General features: G+C 64.0%; 18 protein-coding genes and 1 tRNA gene. 11 read left to right on the forward strand and 8 right to left on the reverse strand.

Annotation, left to right across the window (positions count from 1 at the left end; all coding sequences use genetic code 11):
* Nucleotides 1–2 precede the first annotated feature (2 nt).
* Nucleotides 3–1,142: a murein hydrolase activator EnvC family protein gene (locus ACSSVY_RS11625; RefSeq protein WP_454269720.1), complete on the reverse strand. Its 1,140-nt coding sequence runs from the start codon at nt 1,140–1,142 to the stop codon at nt 3–5.
* Entirely contained in the window at nt 1,139–2,653 is a 1,515-nt protein-coding gene (gpmI, locus tag ACSSVY_RS11630) for a 2,3-bisphosphoglycerate-independent phosphoglycerate mutase (protein ID WP_454269721.1), read from the reverse strand. The genes ACSSVY_RS11625 and gpmI overlap by 4 nt, the downstream gene beginning before the upstream one ends.
* Nucleotides 2,654–3,141: 488 nt before the next feature.
* On the opposite strand from gpmI, the gene ACSSVY_RS11635 reads away from it, so the two are divergent.
* From ACSSVY_RS11635 to cbiB, 3 genes are read left to right on the forward strand one after another with little or no spacing between them, the layout of a single operon-like run.
* Nucleotides 3,142–3,522 (forward strand): DUF1636 family protein, encoded by a 381-nt coding sequence (locus ACSSVY_RS11635; RefSeq protein WP_454269722.1) that lies wholly within the window; start codon nt 3,142–3,144, stop codon nt 3,520–3,522.
* On the forward strand, nt 3,519–4,472 hold the full coding sequence (gene cobD, locus ACSSVY_RS11640) for a threonine-phosphate decarboxylase CobD (RefSeq protein ID WP_454269723.1): 954 nt from the start codon (nt 3,519–3,521) through the stop codon (nt 4,470–4,472). The genes ACSSVY_RS11635 and cobD overlap by 4 nt, the downstream gene beginning before the upstream one ends.
* Before the next feature lie 14 nt (nt 4,473–4,486).
* Entirely contained in the window at nt 4,487–5,368 is an 882-nt protein-coding gene (gene cbiB / locus ACSSVY_RS11645; protein ID WP_454269952.1) for an adenosylcobinamide-phosphate synthase CbiB, read from the forward strand.
* Between the two features lie 4 nt (nt 5,369–5,372).
* Here the strand turns inward: cbiB and ACSSVY_RS11650 are convergent, their stop codons facing one another.
* The gene (locus ACSSVY_RS11650; protein WP_009819222.1) at nt 5,373–6,020 is read right to left on the reverse strand and encodes a GntR family transcriptional regulator; all 648 of its coding nucleotides are present in this window, start codon (nt 6,018–6,020) and stop codon (nt 5,373–5,375) included.
* 30 nt (nt 6,021–6,050) lie between these two features.
* Nucleotides 6,051–6,743, reverse strand: coding sequence for a M48 family metallopeptidase (locus ACSSVY_RS11655; protein ID WP_454269724.1), 693 nt, complete (start codon nt 6,741–6,743; stop codon nt 6,051–6,053).
* A gap of 113 nt (nt 6,744–6,856) precedes the next feature.
* Here ACSSVY_RS11655 and ACSSVY_RS11660 point away from each other — a divergent pair, with 113 nt between their 5' ends.
* The 5 genes from ACSSVY_RS11660 to ACSSVY_RS11680 all read left to right on the forward strand — a co-directional run bounded on the left by ACSSVY_RS11660 (nt 6,857) and on the right by ACSSVY_RS11680 (nt 8,910).
* Nucleotides 6,857–7,183, forward strand: a complete 327-nt coding sequence (locus ACSSVY_RS11660; protein ID WP_009819224.1) for a TIGR02300 family protein — start codon at nt 6,857–6,859, stop codon at nt 7,181–7,183.
* 84 nt (nt 7,184–7,267) lie between these two features.
* Nucleotides 7,268–7,343 (forward strand) — tRNA-Ala (locus tag ACSSVY_RS11665).
* 304 nt (nt 7,344–7,647) lie between these two features.
* A complete protein-coding gene (gene rpmB / locus ACSSVY_RS11670) occupies nt 7,648–7,938 on the forward strand; it encodes a 50S ribosomal protein L28 (RefSeq protein ID WP_454269725.1) in 291 nt (96 codons plus the stop codon).
* Nucleotides 7,939–8,042: 104 nt separating this feature from the next.
* On the forward strand, nt 8,043–8,390 hold the full coding sequence (locus tag ACSSVY_RS11675; RefSeq protein ID WP_454269726.1) for a hypothetical protein: 348 nt from the start codon (nt 8,043–8,045) through the stop codon (nt 8,388–8,390).
* A 43-nt stretch (nt 8,391–8,433) separates the two neighbouring features.
* Complete coding sequence (locus tag ACSSVY_RS11680) at nt 8,434–8,910, forward strand: copper chaperone PCu(A)C (protein ID WP_454269727.1); 477 nt, start codon at nt 8,434–8,436, stop codon at nt 8,908–8,910.
* A 491-nt stretch (nt 8,911–9,401) separates the two neighbouring features.
* Here ACSSVY_RS11680 and ACSSVY_RS11685 read toward each other — a convergent pair whose 3' ends face one another.
* The 3 genes from ACSSVY_RS11685 to ubiA form a co-directional block, all read right to left on the reverse strand.
* Nucleotides 9,402–9,737: a hypothetical protein gene (locus tag ACSSVY_RS11685; protein ID WP_454269728.1), complete on the reverse strand. Its 336-nt coding sequence runs from the start codon at nt 9,735–9,737 to the stop codon at nt 9,402–9,404.
* Entirely contained in the window at nt 9,734–11,641 is a 1,908-nt protein-coding gene (locus ACSSVY_RS11690) for an OmpA family protein (protein WP_454269729.1), read from the reverse strand. The genes ACSSVY_RS11685 and ACSSVY_RS11690 overlap by 4 nt, the downstream gene beginning before the upstream one ends.
* Nucleotides 11,642–11,703: 62 nt before the next feature.
* Complete coding sequence (gene ubiA, locus ACSSVY_RS11695) at nt 11,704–12,669, reverse strand: 4-hydroxybenzoate octaprenyltransferase (protein ID WP_454269730.1); 966 nt, start codon at nt 12,667–12,669, stop codon at nt 11,704–11,706.
* A gap of 11 nt (nt 12,670–12,680) precedes the next feature.
* Here ubiA and ACSSVY_RS11700 point away from each other — a divergent pair, with 11 nt between their 5' ends.
* The 3 genes from ACSSVY_RS11700 to ACSSVY_RS11710 all read left to right on the forward strand — a co-directional run bounded on the left by ACSSVY_RS11700 (nt 12,681) and on the right by ACSSVY_RS11710 (nt 15,370).
* A complete protein-coding gene (locus ACSSVY_RS11700) occupies nt 12,681–13,412 on the forward strand; it encodes a 16S rRNA (uracil(1498)-N(3))-methyltransferase (RefSeq protein WP_454269731.1) in 732 nt (243 codons plus the stop codon).
* Nucleotides 13,409–13,936, forward strand: a complete 528-nt coding sequence (locus tag ACSSVY_RS11705; protein WP_454269732.1) for a hypothetical protein — start codon at nt 13,409–13,411, stop codon at nt 13,934–13,936. Before ACSSVY_RS11700 ends, ACSSVY_RS11705 begins: the two co-directional genes overlap by 4 nt.
* 63 nt (nt 13,937–13,999) lie before the next feature.
* A complete protein-coding gene (locus ACSSVY_RS11710; protein ID WP_454269733.1) occupies nt 14,000–15,370 on the forward strand; it encodes a glutamate--cysteine ligase in 1,371 nt (456 codons plus the stop codon).
* A gap of 8 nt (nt 15,371–15,378) precedes the next feature.
* On the opposite strand, the gene ACSSVY_RS11715 is transcribed toward ACSSVY_RS11710, so the two are convergent.
* Nucleotides 15,379–16,602, reverse strand: a complete 1,224-nt coding sequence (locus ACSSVY_RS11715; protein ID WP_454269734.1) for an MFS transporter — start codon at nt 16,600–16,602, stop codon at nt 15,379–15,381.
* Nucleotides 16,603–16,632 lie beyond the last annotated feature (30 nt).

The raw sequence follows: 16,632 nt of genomic DNA on the forward strand, positions 1-16,632 counted from the left end.
TCTCAACCATCCTTATCGGTCTTGAACCACGTGAGCGGGTCCACTGGAGAATTGTCTTGCCGGACCTCTATATAGAGCGTTTGTGTTCGTCTGGCACCCGTATCCTGCGTATCGGCGGCAAGCAGCAGATCGCCCTCTGTCCCCGCTCCGCCCATCAGGCCGACCGGGCTTCCACCCGGCAGGACTTGCCCTGCCTGACCATAAACAACATCGAGACCTGCAAACACCAGCAAAATTCCGGCCTGCGGCTCTAGAATGATCACATTTCCGTAGTCGAGCAAGGGGCCGCGATACCGCACTGTCGCCGCACTTGGAGCGGTCACAAGCGCGCGTGGGCGAGTGGCCAGCAGGATGCCGGGTCGCACGACCCCTGCGGCATCGGCTTCGCCTGCGCGGTGCAGGATGATCCCCTCGGCGGGCAGTGGCAGGGAGCCCTTGCGTGCTGTGATATCAGGCAGGCTGCCCACGGCCTCGTCAACCGCTATCTGACTGAGACCGCTGGCAAATCCCTCGAGGGTTTCGGTCGATGCAATCAGCAACGCCGTCCGAACCGGGTCTTCGGTGAAGCGGCGCGGCAGATTTGTGCGTTCTGCCATGGCGGTGCTGAGCGCAGTGCGCGCCTCTTGCACACCCTCGAGGCCCTCTTGCAACTTGTCGGCGGCACTTTGTTGCAATACGCGCAGCACACTCAATTCCTGAACCTGATCGCGCAACACTAGGGCTCGGGAGTCCAGGGCTGGCGCGACTTCGGACAGGATCATCCCCGCGCGCGCCGTGCCCACCGGACCTGAGGGGTGCATCAGGAGCACCGGCACCGGGGCATTTCCCATCGTCGAGAGCACGCCGAGTAGCTGAGCGATCTCATCCTCGCGGGCTTGCAATTCAGCGCCAAGGGCACGCTCGCGCAAGGACGCCCGGCGCAGTCCGTCGCGCATCGCTTCGAGCCCGTCCTCGTAGGCTTTGATCACCTGTGTCAGGGCTTTGACGCGGTTTTGCGCGCCCTCTGCGTCCGCAAGAGCCTCTGAGGCGAGATTGAGCTGTTCTGCGGCTGAGCGCGCCGCTGTGGCGGGGTCCTGTGCCGCAGTCGGCACCGCCAAGCTGCAGAGCAGGGACAGGCCAAGTGCGGCCGAAAAGCGCCTCATGTCAAAAGTGTCTCCCCGGTCATTTCCTCAGGCTTTTCAAGGCCCATAAGTTCGAGAACCGTGGGGGCCAGATCGGCAAGCCGCCCACCTTGGCGCAAAGTTGCATTCTTGGGTCCGCCCACCAGAATAACCGGCACGGGATTGAGGGTATGGGCCGTGTGGGGCCCGCCGGTTTCGGGATCGACCATCACCTCGCAATTGCCGTGATCGGCCGTGACGATCAATGTGCCCCCGACCTCATCGAGCGCCTCAATCGCACGGCCCAAGCCCTTGTCCACGGCTTCACAGGCGGCCATTGCGGCTTTGAGATCGCCAGTGTGGCCGACCATGTCGGGGTTGGCATAGTTGACGACGATCAGATCGTAGCGCCCTCGGATCGCCGCGACGAGTCGAGTCGTGACTTCTTCGGCGGACATTTCGGGTTTGAGATCGTAAGTCGCGACGTTTGGCGAAGGCGCCATATAGCGGTCTTCGCCGGGTTCGGGATGTTCCTTGCCGCCGTTAAGAAAGAACGTAACATGCGGATATTTCTCGGTTTCTGCCAAGTGAAACTGGCGCAATCCGTTCTGTGCTACCCATTCTGCAAGAGTGTTGACGATGTCGCGCGATGGAAAGACGGTTTCGAACCACGCGTTGTGCGTCTCGGAATATTCCACCATCCCCAGAAGGGCCGCCCAGTTCGGGCGCGCGCCACGCTCAAAGGCAGAAAATTCAGGATCAGCAATAGCTTGGAGGATTTCCCTCGCGCGATCTGCACGGAAGTTAAGGCAGAAGAGACCGTCGCCGTCGCGGGCGCCAAGATACTCGCCGATCACCGTGGCGGAGATGAATTCGTCAGTCTCAAAGCGGGCGTAGGCGTTGCTGATCGCCATGCGCGGATCGGCGCAGCGGAGACCTCGACCCAAGACGATGGCCTCATAGGCTTCTTGCACGCGCGACCACCGATTGTCGCGGTCCAGTGCAAAATAGCGACCGGTCACCGTGGCAATTGTGACCTCCAATGGCATGATTTCACGAAGTTTTTCAAGTTGGACGCGTGCCGACTTTGGGGCCACGTCGCGGCCGTCCGTGAGCGCATGCAAGAGCACCGGAACACCTGCGTCGGTCAGGGCTTTGGCCGCTGCGGCGATGTGATTGATATGACCGTGAACTCCGCCATCCGACATCAATCCGAGCAAATGAGCGCGCCCGCCGGTCGACTTCATTCTCTGAACAAAGGCTTGCAACTGTTTGTTTTCAAAGAAAGACCTATCTTCTATGGCCAGGTCGATCTGGCCTAGATCCATGGCCACCACCCGACCCGCGCCGATATTGGTGTGACCAACCTCTGAGTTGCCCATCTGGCCGCGCGGCAGACCGACGTCCGGCCCATGTGTGATCAGGGTCGCATGTGGGCATGAGGCCATAAGCCTATCAAAAACAGGGGTTTTTGCCAGATGCGGGGCGTTGGCATCGGGGCAATCGCTGAGCCCCCAGCCATCGAGGATACACAGAACGACGGGTTTGGGCATACTCTCTCCAAGCGTGGTGTTGCCGCCTTCTAGCCTGTTGGGACCGCAGGGTGAAGCGGCTTTGCGGCCCTGTGCCTGTGTGTACAGGATGTCCGTTATGTACGCGGGTTTTGTACACATCCGGCGGCCCGCGTTCCACGAGGCAAAAGCGCGCCATGCGCGCCGCGCTAACCTGATGTTAACCCGACCCCATCAGGCTGGCACCATGACAGCGATTCTCCTCTTCTTGATCTGCGGCGTCTTGATTCTGAAGTCGGTCCGCCCGGCAAAGGGTGGCTGCGCCTGTGCGGTCCGGTCCCGGTCTGGCGTTGACCGCCGGGATCGCGACGCAATCGTGCCTGAAGATGTCGCCGCCTGTCCGGCCATGAACGTCGCATGGTTTACCAAGGCGGAACGGGCCATCGTCTGGCAAGGCTTTGCAGCGTGGAGACCTTGCGGATTGTGCGGAATTCCGCTTGAACGGGCCTGCGAACAAGGAAAGGCGCCCGATGACAAGCTGGATCACCATCTGCGACACCTGCAAGCGCGAGGATTGGGATGCCACCACACATGCGCGCCCGCATGGCGAGGATCTGGCCGAACTGATCGAACGCGCCGCTCAGGCGCGCGCGGATATTCGCACGCGGCGGGTTTCCTGCCTGATGGGCTGTGGGCAAGGGTGCAATGTGGCGATCCAAGGCGCGGGCAAACTGGCCTATACGCTGGGCAATTTCCCCCCTGACGCCGAGGCGGCGGAGGCGATTGTGACCTATGCCGCGCTGCATGCCGAGAGCAGCACCGGGCAAGTGCCCTACAAACAATGGCCGCAGGGGGTGAAAGGGCATTTCGTGACCCGCCACCCGCCCTTGCCCTCTGAGCCCGAGGCATGACGCCCTTGGGCCGGGATCATGGCGGGGGGATTGATGCGGCTCTGACGCAATATGGCGGGACGCGGGCGGAGTGGCTCGACCTGTCGACGGGGATCAATCCCCTGCCCTATCCCGTGGGAGAGGTATCCTCGGAGGCTTGGAGCGCCCTGCCCGACCGTGCCGCGCAAGAGGCGCTGATCCGCGCCGCACGCGACTTCTGGCAGGTGCCGGACGGCGCATCGGTGCTGGCCGCCCCCGGAGCCTCGGCGCTGATCGCGCGGCTGCCGGGGCTGCACGCGCTGGGTGTGGTGCATATTCCCGGCCCCACCTATAATGAACATGCCGCCAGTTTTCGCGCCCATGGGTGGCAGGTGATCGAGGAGCGCCACACCGAGCAACCCGTGCAGGCGCGGGTGATCGTGCATCCGAACAATCCGACAGGACAGTTTTACGGGGCGGAGGATCTGGGTGCCACCCTGACCGTGATCGACGAGAGCTTCTGTGATGTGGCCCCGGAGCGGTCGCTGCTGCGCCATGCGACGGCGCCGGGGGTGATCGTGCTCAAGAGTTTTGGCAAGTTCTGGGGGTTGGCTGGTCTGCGGCTTGGCTTTGCCATTGGGACGCCGGGGGATCTGGAGCGTTTGGCAGAGATGCAGGGACCATGGGCTGTCTCCGGTCCGGCGCTGGAGATCGGGACGCGGGCGCTCTGCGATTCGGCTTGGGCGCGCGAGACGCGGGTGCGGCTGAATGAAGAGGCAGCGCGTCTTGATGCCTTGATGTGGCGCGCGGGGGCCGAAGCGGTGGGCGGCTGTGCCCTGTTTCGGCTTTACCGGGTGAGGTCAGCGGCGCAGTGGCAGAACCGGCTGGCAGAGCGACGGATTCTGGGCCGGGTGTTTCCCTATGCGGAGGATCTGATTCGGCTGGGGCTGCCAGGGCCGGATGGCTGGGCGCGGCTCGAGGCCGCGCTGTGACGCTTGTGCTGGCGATGCTGCTTGATGCGGCTTTGGGGGAGCCGCGCTTGCTCTGGGACAGGGTGCCGCATCCGGCGGTTTTGATGGGGCGGGCAGTGGGCTGGTGCGACCGGGTGCTCAATCGCGGTGCGCTGCGACGCGCGCGCGGCGTGGCCGCTATGACCGGCCTCGGACTGCTGGCTCTCGGACTGGGCTGGGCCCTTGCGCAATTGGGTCCGGTGGTGGAGGTCATCGTCGCCGCGATCGTGTTGGCGCAACGGTCGCTGGTGGATCATGTCGCCGCGGTGGCCCGCGATCTGCGGATCTCCTTGGGGGACGGACGCCGCGCGGTGGCACAGATCGTGGGGCGCGATACCGGCGCAATGGAGGCGTCCGATGTGGCGCGCGGAGCCATCGAATCAGCGGCGGAAAATCTGAGCGACGGGGTCATTGCCCCGGCATTCTGGTTTCTCATCGGAGGGCTGCCGGGGCTCTTGCTCTACAAGATCACCAACACCGCTGACAGTATGATCGGGTATCGGACGCCACGGCATGAGGCGTTCGGTTGGGCGGCGGCGCGGTTTGACGATCTGCTCAATCTGCTTCCCGCGCGGCTGACGGCGGGGCTCATTCTTGCGACGCATGGGATCTGGTCGCAATGGGATCAGGTCGCGCACGAGGCACGGCACCACCGTTCGCCCAATGCCGGTTGGCCCGAGGCGGCGATGGCGCGGGCCCTGGGCGTGGCCCTGTCCGGCCCGCGCTCCTATCACGGCACGCGGCAAGAGTTTCCCTATGTCAATGCGGACGGGCAGCGCGATATCGGGGCCGTCGAGATCGAGGCCGCCTGCCGCGCGCTCTGGCGAACATGGGGCGCTGCGCTGGTTGGGGCGGGCGCTCTGGCCCTAGTGATCTAAAAGTTCAGCCAATCAGCATCTTGAGCCCTTGGGTCACGTCAGAGCGCACCGCGAGGCGCAGGCTGGGCTCGTCCCCCGCCTTGAGCGCAGCGATGATGAGGCGGTGATAATGCGGCGGGTCCTTGCGCCGCAGACGGCCATAGAGGGCGCGCATGGTGGGGCCAAGCTGAAGCCAGACGGTTTCGGCCATGGCAAGCATGGCCGGCGCTTGGGCGCGCAGATAGAGCGTGCGGTGAAATTCAAGATTGCGGCGGATATAGGCCACCGCGTCCTGACGGGCTATATCCTCGGACACGCGGGCGTTGATGCTCTGGAGGCGGTCGATGAGCGCGATATGGGCGCGCGGCAAGGCGCGGCTGGCCAGCTCCACCTCGATCAAAGAGCGCAGGGCGGCCAATTCTTCGATCCGCTCGCTGTTGAGTTCCGGTGTGGACACGCGACCCGAGCTTGACATCGTGAGCGCCCCCTCGGCGGAGAGGCGGCGCACGGCCTCGCGCGCAGGGGTCATGGAGACGCCGAATTCGGCCCCAATGCCGCGCAGGGTCAGGGCCTGACCGGGGGCGATCTCGCCATGCATGATGCGCGAGCGCAGGCCGCGATAGACGCGGTCATGGGCCGAGGGAGAGGGATCGGGGCGCGGAGGGAGCAACATAGCGCTATGTGATCACAAATCACGCGTCCGTCAATCGCTGAAACGATAGCGATGCAGCGCGCTGCCTTCGCGGCGCAGCCAGCCGCGCGGGGTTTCATAGTCGGGCATGAGGCGCGCGACCTCGGACCAGAACGCGGCCGAGTGATTCATCTGCGCCAGATGCGCCACCTCATGGGCGGCCACATACTCTAGCACCCTGGGCGGGGCGAGGATCAGACGCCAGGAATAGCTGAGCGCGCCGGTGGAGGAACACGACCCCCAGCGCGAGCGCGTGTCGCGGAGGGTGAGGCGGGTGTAGCGCCGCCCCAAGAGGCCCGCGTAATGATCCGAGGCCGCCGCAAGCCGATCGCGGGCGCGTGCCTTGAGCCAGCCTTCGAGACGCGCGGCGACGGTATCAGCCGGGCCGGGCACGCAGATCTGCGCCGCCGCGCGCGTCACCCGCCGCCCGGTGCCGGGCACGATGAGCAAAGTCTCGCCTTCGACGGGAAGATCGGAGCCAAGCCCCACGACCCTGTGATCGGGCCGCTCGGACAGGTGGCTGCGCAGCCAATCCGCCCGTGAGCGGGCAAAGGCCAGTGCCTCGGCCTCGGTCACGCCGCGCGGAATCGTCAACGTGACCCGCCCGTCGAGACCCGATACGCGCAGCGAAATCCGCCGCGCTCTTGGGCTGCGGCGTAGGCAGAGCTCAACAGGGGGGTTGCCCGCAAGCACGTGATGGCCCATATGACCTCCTGATTAGGGTCCGGGTGTCTCTGTCAAAGGCTTTGACAGCTGTTGAATGTTATGGCAGGGGACGCGGATCATCGACAAGTCCAGAGATTCAAAGGGGATCACCCATGCCCAAAGAAGAATGGGGCGTCAAGCGTATCTGCCCGACCACCGGCAAACGCTTTTACGACCTGAACAAGACCCCGATCGTCAGCCCCTACACGGGCGAGGTTGTGGAGCTGTCCACGAGCAAGACCCGCTCGATGACACCCGATGCCGAGGATGCGGAAACGAAGAAGCTGAAGTCCGGGAGCGTCATTGATGATGATGGCGATCTGCTGGATGATGATGACGTCGATGTCGAGTTGGATGATGATCTGCTCGAGGATGACGAGGACGAGGATGTGTCGCTTGACGACATCGCCGATGTGGCCTCGGACGACAACGATCTTTAATGATCCTGGGGCGGGATTTTCCACTTGATCCCGCCCGCCGCTTTGCTTAGAGAGCGGCGCACGGCCTGAGGGCCATACGGAATTGGGGCCTTAGCTCAGCTGGGAGAGCGCTTGCATGGCATGCAAGAGGTCAGGGGTTCGATCCCCCTAGGCTCCACCAATTCCGCAACTCCACACTGTTTTTCTGCATATAAGTCAGCAGGTGACACAGGCGCGCAGGCGGGTTTTTGCCATTTGCGTTTCATCCTGCGATAAACACTCTCGTCAAAGGCGTCCGGGGCGAGCCACTGAAATACAGTCCACGAAAGAGGTGGAATTGCAGCAAATTCGGCGGGAGAATCCCTTGACGCGCCTGCGGTTTGGGCCTAAAGACCCCAAACGGAATTCGGGGCGCTGCCTGTGGTGGTGCCCGTTTGTGTTAAGAAGGGCCAGCACGCGCCCTCAGCAAGAACGAGGATGACCCCATGTCGCGCCGCTGTGAACTGACTGGAAAAGGCCCGATGGTTGGAAACAACTCCAGCCACGCCAATAACAAGACACGTCGTCGGTATCTGCCGAACCTGAACGACGTGACCCTGCAATCCGAGACCCTGAATCGCGGCATCAAGCTGCGGATCTCGGCGCATGCCCTGCGCAGCGTCGATCATCGTGGTGGTCTGGATGCATTTCTGGCCAAGGCCAAGGACGACGAACTGTCGGCCACCGCGCTGAAGGTCAAGAAAGAGATTGCAAAGGCACAGGCCGCCGTCGCCTGAGGCATCTGATCTAGAAGACTGGCGTGCAGCCCTGCCCAATGAGGCGGGGCTGTTTGCGTTTGTCGCTTGCCGAGCGTGACGGTGCGGGCCTATATCTCGGTCCCATGAGACAGCATCGCCCGATATTGGCCTTGGGCCTCTGCCTGCTTCTGGCACTGACGAGCCAGAGCCTTGCCGTGGCGCGCGGGGCAGCACAGCCGGTGGGCGAGATCGTGCTCTGCACTGGAACTGGTCCTGTGACTGTCACAGTGGATGGTGAGGGCCAGCCCGTTGTCACGCCGCATCTCTGCCCGGATTGCCTGCCGGGGTTTGCCGTGGTTCTGGAGGCGCGCCCTGCCCTGACGGAGTGGCGCGCGCCCGCGCGGCGTCTTTCGGTCACGATAGTCATCTCGGATGTGGTGACACGCAGCCTGCCTGCGGGCGTCGCACGGGCACCGCCCTTGGCGGCCTGACCCCCACGCCAATACTGACACACAGACCTGAAAGGAGCGACTGATGTCCCTCAAATCCAAGCTATTCGCGGCGCTTGCCGCAACCGCCCTTGCCACGCCCGTTCTGGCACAGGAAATTCACGTGCTTGACACCTATGCCCGCAGCGCCAGCCCGACGGCCAAGACCGGCGCGGCCTTTATGCTGATCGAGAATATCGGCGATGCCGATGATCGTTTGATCGGCGCTGCCTCTCCCGCCGCACAGAAGGTGGAATTGCACACCCATATCGAAGAGGGTGGCGTGATGAAGATGGTGCATGTCGAGGAAGGCTTTGCGGTGCCAGCCGGAGAGACGCTGGTGTTGCAGCGTGGTGGGGCGCATGTGATGATGATGGGTCTGACGGAGAGTTTTGAGCAAGGCAAAATCGTGCCGCTGACACTGGTGTTCGAGAAATCCGGAGAGATTGTGGTGGATGTGCCGGTCGATCTGGCGCGCACGCCCGAGGACGGACATGGCAAAGCGCATGGCACCGGCAACTGAGCAAGGGTGAGACTTTGCGTGGTCCTCGGCTTTCAAGCCGAGGGCTGGGAGTTGGCCTGAGCAAAATGATGCAGCGGGGCGGGCGTCGGTCAAGTTGGCTGTCGCTCGCTCCGAACCCCGGGCGGAGGCGGCCCGCTGTATTGCGTTTACAGCCAGGCCAGATAGATGAACAGGACCAGCAGGACCACAACCACCTGGGCGACCATTGCAACGATCAAGAATTTCGACCGCTTGAAGTCCTTGTCTACGTCGATCTTTTTCATCAAGGACCACCTTCCTTTTGTGGATGATCCAGCGACGCCACCGCGCCCCTCGACCAATGTTCCTAATGTAAGTATGGCCCAACGGTCCCACAACCGGGCTCCCGAGGAAACCTTCGAGAGCCAGCCGCTCTCGCCCCGCTCTGCGCCATGTCTTGTAAAGGGCCGGGTGTGGCGTCTCTTTTGCTACCGGGGGATGTGGGCAAGAGGCCGTCGGGGCCTCCGTGCGTCTCACTCCGCGGCGCGGTCCGCCATCTTGTCGAGATGGGCGCGCAATTGCTCGGCCTCGTAGCGCGCCTCGCGCAGACCGTCCATGGTGGCGGCCAATTCGGCCTCGGTCTGGCTGATCTGGTTTGTCAGATCTGCCTCGCGCTGTTGCAGATAGGTGATCGCCTGATCGCGGGTTTCCTCGGCTTCGTGCAGTTCCTGCGCCATGCGTTCAAGTTCGCCGACATCGGACCCCGGCACCCGGATGAAGCGGTGCACCAGCCAATTGGCGAACCAACCCATGCAGAACGCCACAAAGAGGACGATGGCGGTCGCGATGATAAATTCGGTTCTGTTCATTCGGTGGGTTGGTCCTGCGTGGTCTCTTCGGCCTCAGTCCCTTCTTCCCCCGGTTCTTCCAGGCTTTCAAGCGCTGTTTGCTCATCTGGCACCGGCTCGGGCCGGATCAGGCGGAATTCGATGCGCCGGTTGGTCTCGCGGCCCTCTTCGCTCTCATTGTCGGCGATGGGGGTGCTCTCGCCGTAGCCCTTGGCGTCGATGGACGAGGTGAGCACCCGGCGCAGGCGCAATTCATCCAGCACGGCGCGGGCGCGGGCGAGACTGAGTTGCTCGTTCATTTCTTCGCGGCCCTGGCTGTCGGTATGGCCACCGATCACCATCGGAATTTCGCCGCAGTCTTTGAGGATGTCGGCGATGTCATCCATGATCGCGGCGCCCTGCGCGTCGATGGTGGCCGATCCCGGTTCGAAGTTGATCTTGCGGGTGGATTGGATCTCGGCGATCAGCGCCTCGCATTCGTCTGGCGTGGGCAGGCCTGCCACCGGATCGAGCGCCTTTTTGTAGGTCACGTCGATCGAGTATTTCTCGGCTCCGCCAAATTTGTCCGAGAGGAACTGGGCGATTTCGGCGCTGGCGCTTTTGCGGCCTGTATTGCCTTGGACGCTGAGATTGTCGGGGGTGACGGTGACGACCCCGTTGGACAGATAGGACAGCACCTCGAGCCCGGTCAAAACGCGGATGGACCAGTCGCGCGGCAAGCCCTCGGCGACGCGGGCGGTCAGATGCACCGCATTGGACGAAAACCGCGCCTTGGCAAAGCTGCGCACGGTTTCGCGGCTGGTTTCGCTGCCGACGCGGCCACGAATCAGCACTTGGCCTTCGGGCGAGAGCGTGGCCACGAATTCAGGCGCGACGGGTTCTGCGGTATCGGGGGGGGGCGGCAGGGTCGCGGTAAGGGCGAAGACATCGGGCAGATCGGCCTCGAGCTTGCCTGCGACATCGTCGAAGTGGCTTTGCGGGGTGCCCTCGGGGGCGAGAAGGGCGACATCGGCATCCGAGAAGGTGATCGAGCCACCGCCGAGGTCGGCGACGGCCCCAATTGCCAGTTCGGCGGCACGCGCCCATTGTGGCGAGGGCACGCCCATGCCAACCACACAATCGGTACGCTTTTGCATTCCCGCCTTGCCGGCGGCGCGCAGGATACGGTCGCGTGCCTCGTCGGTATCGGCGGAGCAGGCATCGAACCGCGCGCCTGTCCCGTCGATCACGAACCGCAGGGTAAAGGGGGTGATCACCGGACGGGGTGCCGAGATGGCCAGCGCAAGGCGCACATCGTCCGGGGCGCTGCGGGCCAGCTCGGTCTCGATCTGGCGCTGCGCCTCGGGGCTGTCGACCATGGCCGTGATCTCGACTCGGTCGGCGCTCACCGATATTTTGGTCCGGGGCAGTTTGCCTAGCGAGCGCACGGCAAAGCGCAGCGCATCGGGCCAGGTTTCGGGATAGGGATAATCGGCGGCGTCCAGCAGGTCGGCCACAGGCACGTCATTGGTTGCAGAGGCGATATCCGCCAGAAGTTTATCGCGGTCCGTGGCGGCGGGGACGAGGCCAATCAACGAGATGCCGCTGTCATTGCGCAGGATTTCGATGGCAAAGCGCGGCGGCGCGATATCGGCCGCATCCTGCACCAACATCTGGTCGATCACCCGCGCGGCATCGACCACGGTGCCCGCGAGCGAAAGTGCCTTGAAGCGGGTCGCCTCGGACGGGGCGGTGCCCGCGAGGAAAAGCTGGAGTCCGTCACTGTCGACATCAGCCCAGACAAGGCCCGCGCGGTCGAGCGTGTCACGCACGGCACGGCGCGAGCTGTCCTCGATGGCGCTGACGGCAAAGCCAGCGGCGACGACCGCAAGCACCGCTGCGCCGGCAAAAGTTCCTGCGATCGTGAAGGCGGATGATAAACGCATCGGGCTATGGCCAATTTATGAGTGCTGCCCACGTCTTTAGGCGTGCGGCGGGGTGAGTTCAATCACAGCAGACAGGCAACGGCGAAAAACGGCACAGGCAAGAGGCCGGCGTCGCGGTTGGATCGAAAGAGCTGAAGCAGGCGCGCGGTATCGTCGAGACGCAGGTGGCGCATCTGGCGCTGCATATGCCAGCCCATCGCCCAAGGGCCGCAGAGCGCCACAAGGAGTGCTGTCAGCCGCGCATCGGGCACCGCGAGAATGACGGCCACCGCCATGAGCGACACGGTCGCCACCAGAAACCAGCGCAGCCAGCGCGGGGAGCTGTCGCCAAAGAGCCGGGCCGTGGATTTCACACCGATGAGCGCGTCATCCTCGGCATCCTGATGGGCATAGATCGTGTCATAAAAGAGCGTCCAGGCGATGCCTGCGAGGTAGAGGATCACCGCTGGCGCCTCCAGCCGACCGGCATGGGCCGTCCACGCCAGAAGCGCGCCCCAATTGAAGGCAAGCCCAAGAAAGACCTGCGGCCACCAGGTGAACCGCTTGGCAAAGGGATAGATTGCGACCGGCAGGAGCGAGAGCACGCCAAGCGCAATCGCGGCTGTGTTGAAGGTCAGGAGGATGGCAAAGGCAATCAGCGCCTGCGCCGCCATCCAGATCACAGCACCCCGCACCGTTACCTGACCCGAGGGAATGGGCCGCGAGGCGGTGCGCGCCACCGACCCGTCGATATGCCGGTCGGTGATGTCATTCCAGGTGCAGCCCGCGCCGCGCATGAGAAAAGCACCAAGCGCGCAGCCGATGAAGATCCAGAGATCATGCCACCCTGCCCGACCGTCCGAGAGCATGGCCAGTGTCAACCCCCACCAGCAGGGCAAGAGCAGGAGCCATGTGCCGATGGGCCGGTCCGCGCGCGCCAGCCGCAGATAGGGGCGTGTGGCGGCAGGGGCGAGACGGTCCACCCAATTGCCAGCATAGGCATCGGCCACCTGCCCCGTGGCCTCTGGCGTCTGGTTCTTTGCGGTCATATGTTGGCCCCATGAAAGCAGCGAAGATCAGGCTTTATGTAGAGCACCCGTTGGGGGAAGGGCAAACCATTCCTCTGAGCCAGCCACAGGCGCATTACCTCTTTGGGGTGATGCGGCAGGGCGTGGGCGATGCGGTTTTGGTGTTTAATGGTGAGGCCGGCGAATGGCGTGCCGAGGTGAAGGAGGCGGGAAAACGCGGCGGGGTTTTGCGGGTCACAGAGCAGACCGCGCCGCAGCGCGATCCGCCCGATCTGTGGCTGATGTTCGCACCGATCAAGAAAGCGCGCACCGATTTCATCGTCGAGAAGGCCGCCGAGATGGGGGCGGCGCGGATCATTCCGGTGCAGACCGAGTTCACCAATTCCGAACGCATCCGTCAGGACCGCTTGCAAGCGCATGCGGTCGAGGCCGCAGAGCAATGCGGCGGCACCTATGTGCCTGAGGTCAGCGATCTGAACCGGCTCGACCGGATGCTGAGCGATTGGCCAGAGGAACGGCAGGTGATGTTCTGCGATGAGGGGCTGGCGGGGCGCGCGCAGGCGCTGGGCCGCGATCTGCCGCACGACGCGCCTTGGGCCATTCTGATCGGCCCCGAGGGTGGGTTTTCGGAGGCCGAGCGCGCACGCTTGGCCGCGCTGCCGCAGGCGCATGCCGTCAGCCTCGGGCCACGTATCCTGCGCGCCGATACAGCGGCAGTGGCGGCGATGACGCTCTGGCAAAATAGCTTGGGGGACTGGACATGAGCTTCATGCGCGCCGAGGCACGCGCCGCCCTTTGGCGCTGGCGCGAGGTGGTGAGCGGACTCGGGCTCACCGCGCTTGGGCTCTGGTGGGGGATTGGCAGCTACGGCCTCCTGCAATGGCTGGGCTATGCGCTGTTGATCCTTGCCGGGGCGGTTCTGCTGATGGGTCTGCAACGAGCGCGGTTTCGCGCGGGCGCGGGCGGTCCCGGCGTGGTGCAGGTGGATGAGGGACAGGTCGCCTATTTCGGGCCGCTGACGGGGGGCGTGGTGGCGATCCGCGATCTTGAGGCGCTGACGCTCGATCCAACGGGAAAGCCCGCGCATTGGGTGCTGAGCACGCAAGGCGCGCCCGCGCTGCATATCCCGCTCAACGCCGAAGGGGCGGAGGCGCTCTTTGACGCCTTTGCCGCCCTGCCCGGCCTGCGCACCGAGCATATGCTGGCACAGATGCGCCGCCTGCCCGATCACCCGACTGTGATCTGGCAGAAAACGCAAAGCGCGGCCTCGCACCTTAGGCTGCATTGACAGTCCGAGCGTTTGACGCCAACTGTGTCGCCCGAGACAATGCCCTGATCAGGAGGCCCGAACATGTCCATCCCACAATCCGGCGGCGGGCCGATCGAACGCCATGAGCAACTCGCCGAATATCTGGCAAGTGGTTGCAAACCCAAGGAAGATTGGCGCATTGGCACCGAGCACGAGAAATTCGGCTATTGCAAAGACACGCAGCGCCCCATCCCCTATGAGGGACCGCGCAGCATTCTGGCGGTGCTCGAAGGGCTGCGCGATGGGCATGGCTGGGCCCCTGTGGAAGAGGGTGGCAAGCTCATCGGGCTGGAAAAGGACGGGGCCAATGTCAGCCTCGAGCCGGGCGGGCAACTGGAATTGTCGGGCGCGCCGCTGGAGACAATTCACCAGACCTGCGACGAGGTGAACGACCACCTGCGCGAGGTCAAGGACATTGCCGACAAGGTGGGCGTGGGCTTTATCGGCCTCGGCGCTGCCCCGATCTGGATGCATGACGAGATGCCGCTCATGCCCAAGGGCCGGTACAAGCTGATGGACAGCTATATGCAAAAGGTCGGCACCATGGGCCGCACCATGATGCGCCGGACCTGCACGGTGCAGGTCAATCTCGATTTCGCCTCTGAGGCGGATATGGTGCAGAAACTGCGCGTGGCGCTGGCGTTGCAGCCCGTGGCGACCGCGCTTTTCGCCAATTCGCCGTTTTTTGAGGGCAAGCCCAATGGGCACAAGAGCTGGCGCGCGCGGGTCTGGCGCGATCTGGACCCGGCGCGAACCGGCATGTTGCCGTTTGTGTTCGAAGAGGGCTTTGGCTTTGAGGCTTATGCCGATTACGCGCTCGATGTGCCGATGTATTTCGTCTATCGCGACGGGAAGTATATTGATGCTCTGGGGCAGTCGTTCCGCGATTTCCTGCGCGGTGAACTGCCTGCCCTGCCCGGCGAAAAGCCCACGTTGAGCGATTGGGCCGATCACCTGACCACCACCTTTCCCGAGGCGCGGATCAAGAAATTCATGGAGATGCGGGGGGCCGATGGCGGCCCGTGGCGCAGGCTTTGTGCGCTGCCCGCGTTCTGGGTGGGGCTGATGTATGATCAATCCGCCTTGGACGCGGCATGGGACATCTGCAAAGGCTGGGATGCCGCGACGCGCGATGCGCTGCGAGTGGCGGCCAGTGTGGACGGGTTGCAGGCGCGGGTGGGCGACATCCACATGCATGAACTGGCCCGCGCGGTGCTCAATATCTCTGAGGCCGGTCTCAAGGCGCGCGCGCGGTCGGGCGGTGGCGGCATGATCCCGGACGAGACGCATTTCCTCAATGCGCTGCGCGAGAGCGTCGAGACCGGCAAGACCCCGGCGGATGAATTGCTCGATCGTTATGATGGCGATTGGCAGGGCGATCTCAGCCGGATTTATGCCGAATACAGCTACTGACAGGCATATCAGGCCGGCAGGGGGCTGCCCGTCCGGGTGCGGGTGCGCAGCAGGATCAGCACCATGATCCCGATGTTGAGGAAATTCCACGCGATGCCGTTGAGAAACGCCATGTGATAGCTGCCGGTCAGGTCATAGATCCAGCCCGACATCCAGCCGCCGATTGCCATGCCGATGATGGTCGCCATCATCACAAAGCCCACGCGGCGTCCCGCCTCGGCGCTGGGCATGTATTCCCGCACGATGACGGCATAGCTGGGCACGATGCCGCCCTGTGCCAGTCCGAAGACGAGGCTCACGATGTAAAGCGAGGTCAGCCCGCCCGAGGGCAGGTAGAGGAAAAGCGCGAGACACTGCAGCGCCGAGCCGATCAAGAGCGTGCGCACGCCGCCCAAACGGTCCGCGAGCAGACCTGAGACAATGCGCGAGGCGACCCCACCCAACAGCATGAGCGACAGCATTTGCGAGCCCACGGCAGGGCCATATCCCAGATCGACGCAATAGCTCACGATATGGACCTGCGGCATCGACATGGCCACGCAGCAGCCAACCCCGGCGAGACCCAAAAGCAGGGCCAGAGTGCGCGGCGAGAGGCCTGTGGCCCCGGCGCGGGCGGACGAGAGGCTATCGGCATGGGCGCGTGCGCCCAGCGGCACCCGGCGGCGCAGGAGCAGGGCCAGGGGGATCACCCCCGCCACGGTCACCACGGCCAGCACCATATAGACCGCCCGCCACCCCTGTTCGGACAAGATCCCCGCAAGGATCACCGGCCAGATCGCGCCCGAGAGATAGTTGCCGCTGGCGGTGATCGCCACCGCGATGCCGCGCCGTTTGAGAAACCAGAGCGAGATGTCGGCGATGAGCGGGCCAAAGCTCGCGGCGGTGCCGAATCCGATGAGAAATTGCAGCGCCGACAGGATCAGCACCGTGGGGCTGATCGCGGCTAGCGCCGTGGCGCAGGAAATCAGGATCGCCGCGCCAATCAGGGCTGTTGTTACACCGTAGCGGTCCACCACCCGGCCAATCCCGAGATTGCCCAGCGCAAAGCCCACCATGGTCAAAGTATAGGGCATCGAGGCCGCCGCGCGGTCGACGCCAAATTCGGCCTGCATGGCGGGCATCACGACGATGATCGACCACATCCCGACATTGCCAATCGTGGCAATGGCCAGCGACACGGCAAGGCGTGTCCAAGCGTAACGGCTGTCGAGAAGGGCGGCATCTGCGTTCATGGCGCGACGATAGGGTGGCGCGCAGACGCT

Source organism: Roseovarius sp. MBR-51 (assembly GCF_053628575.1).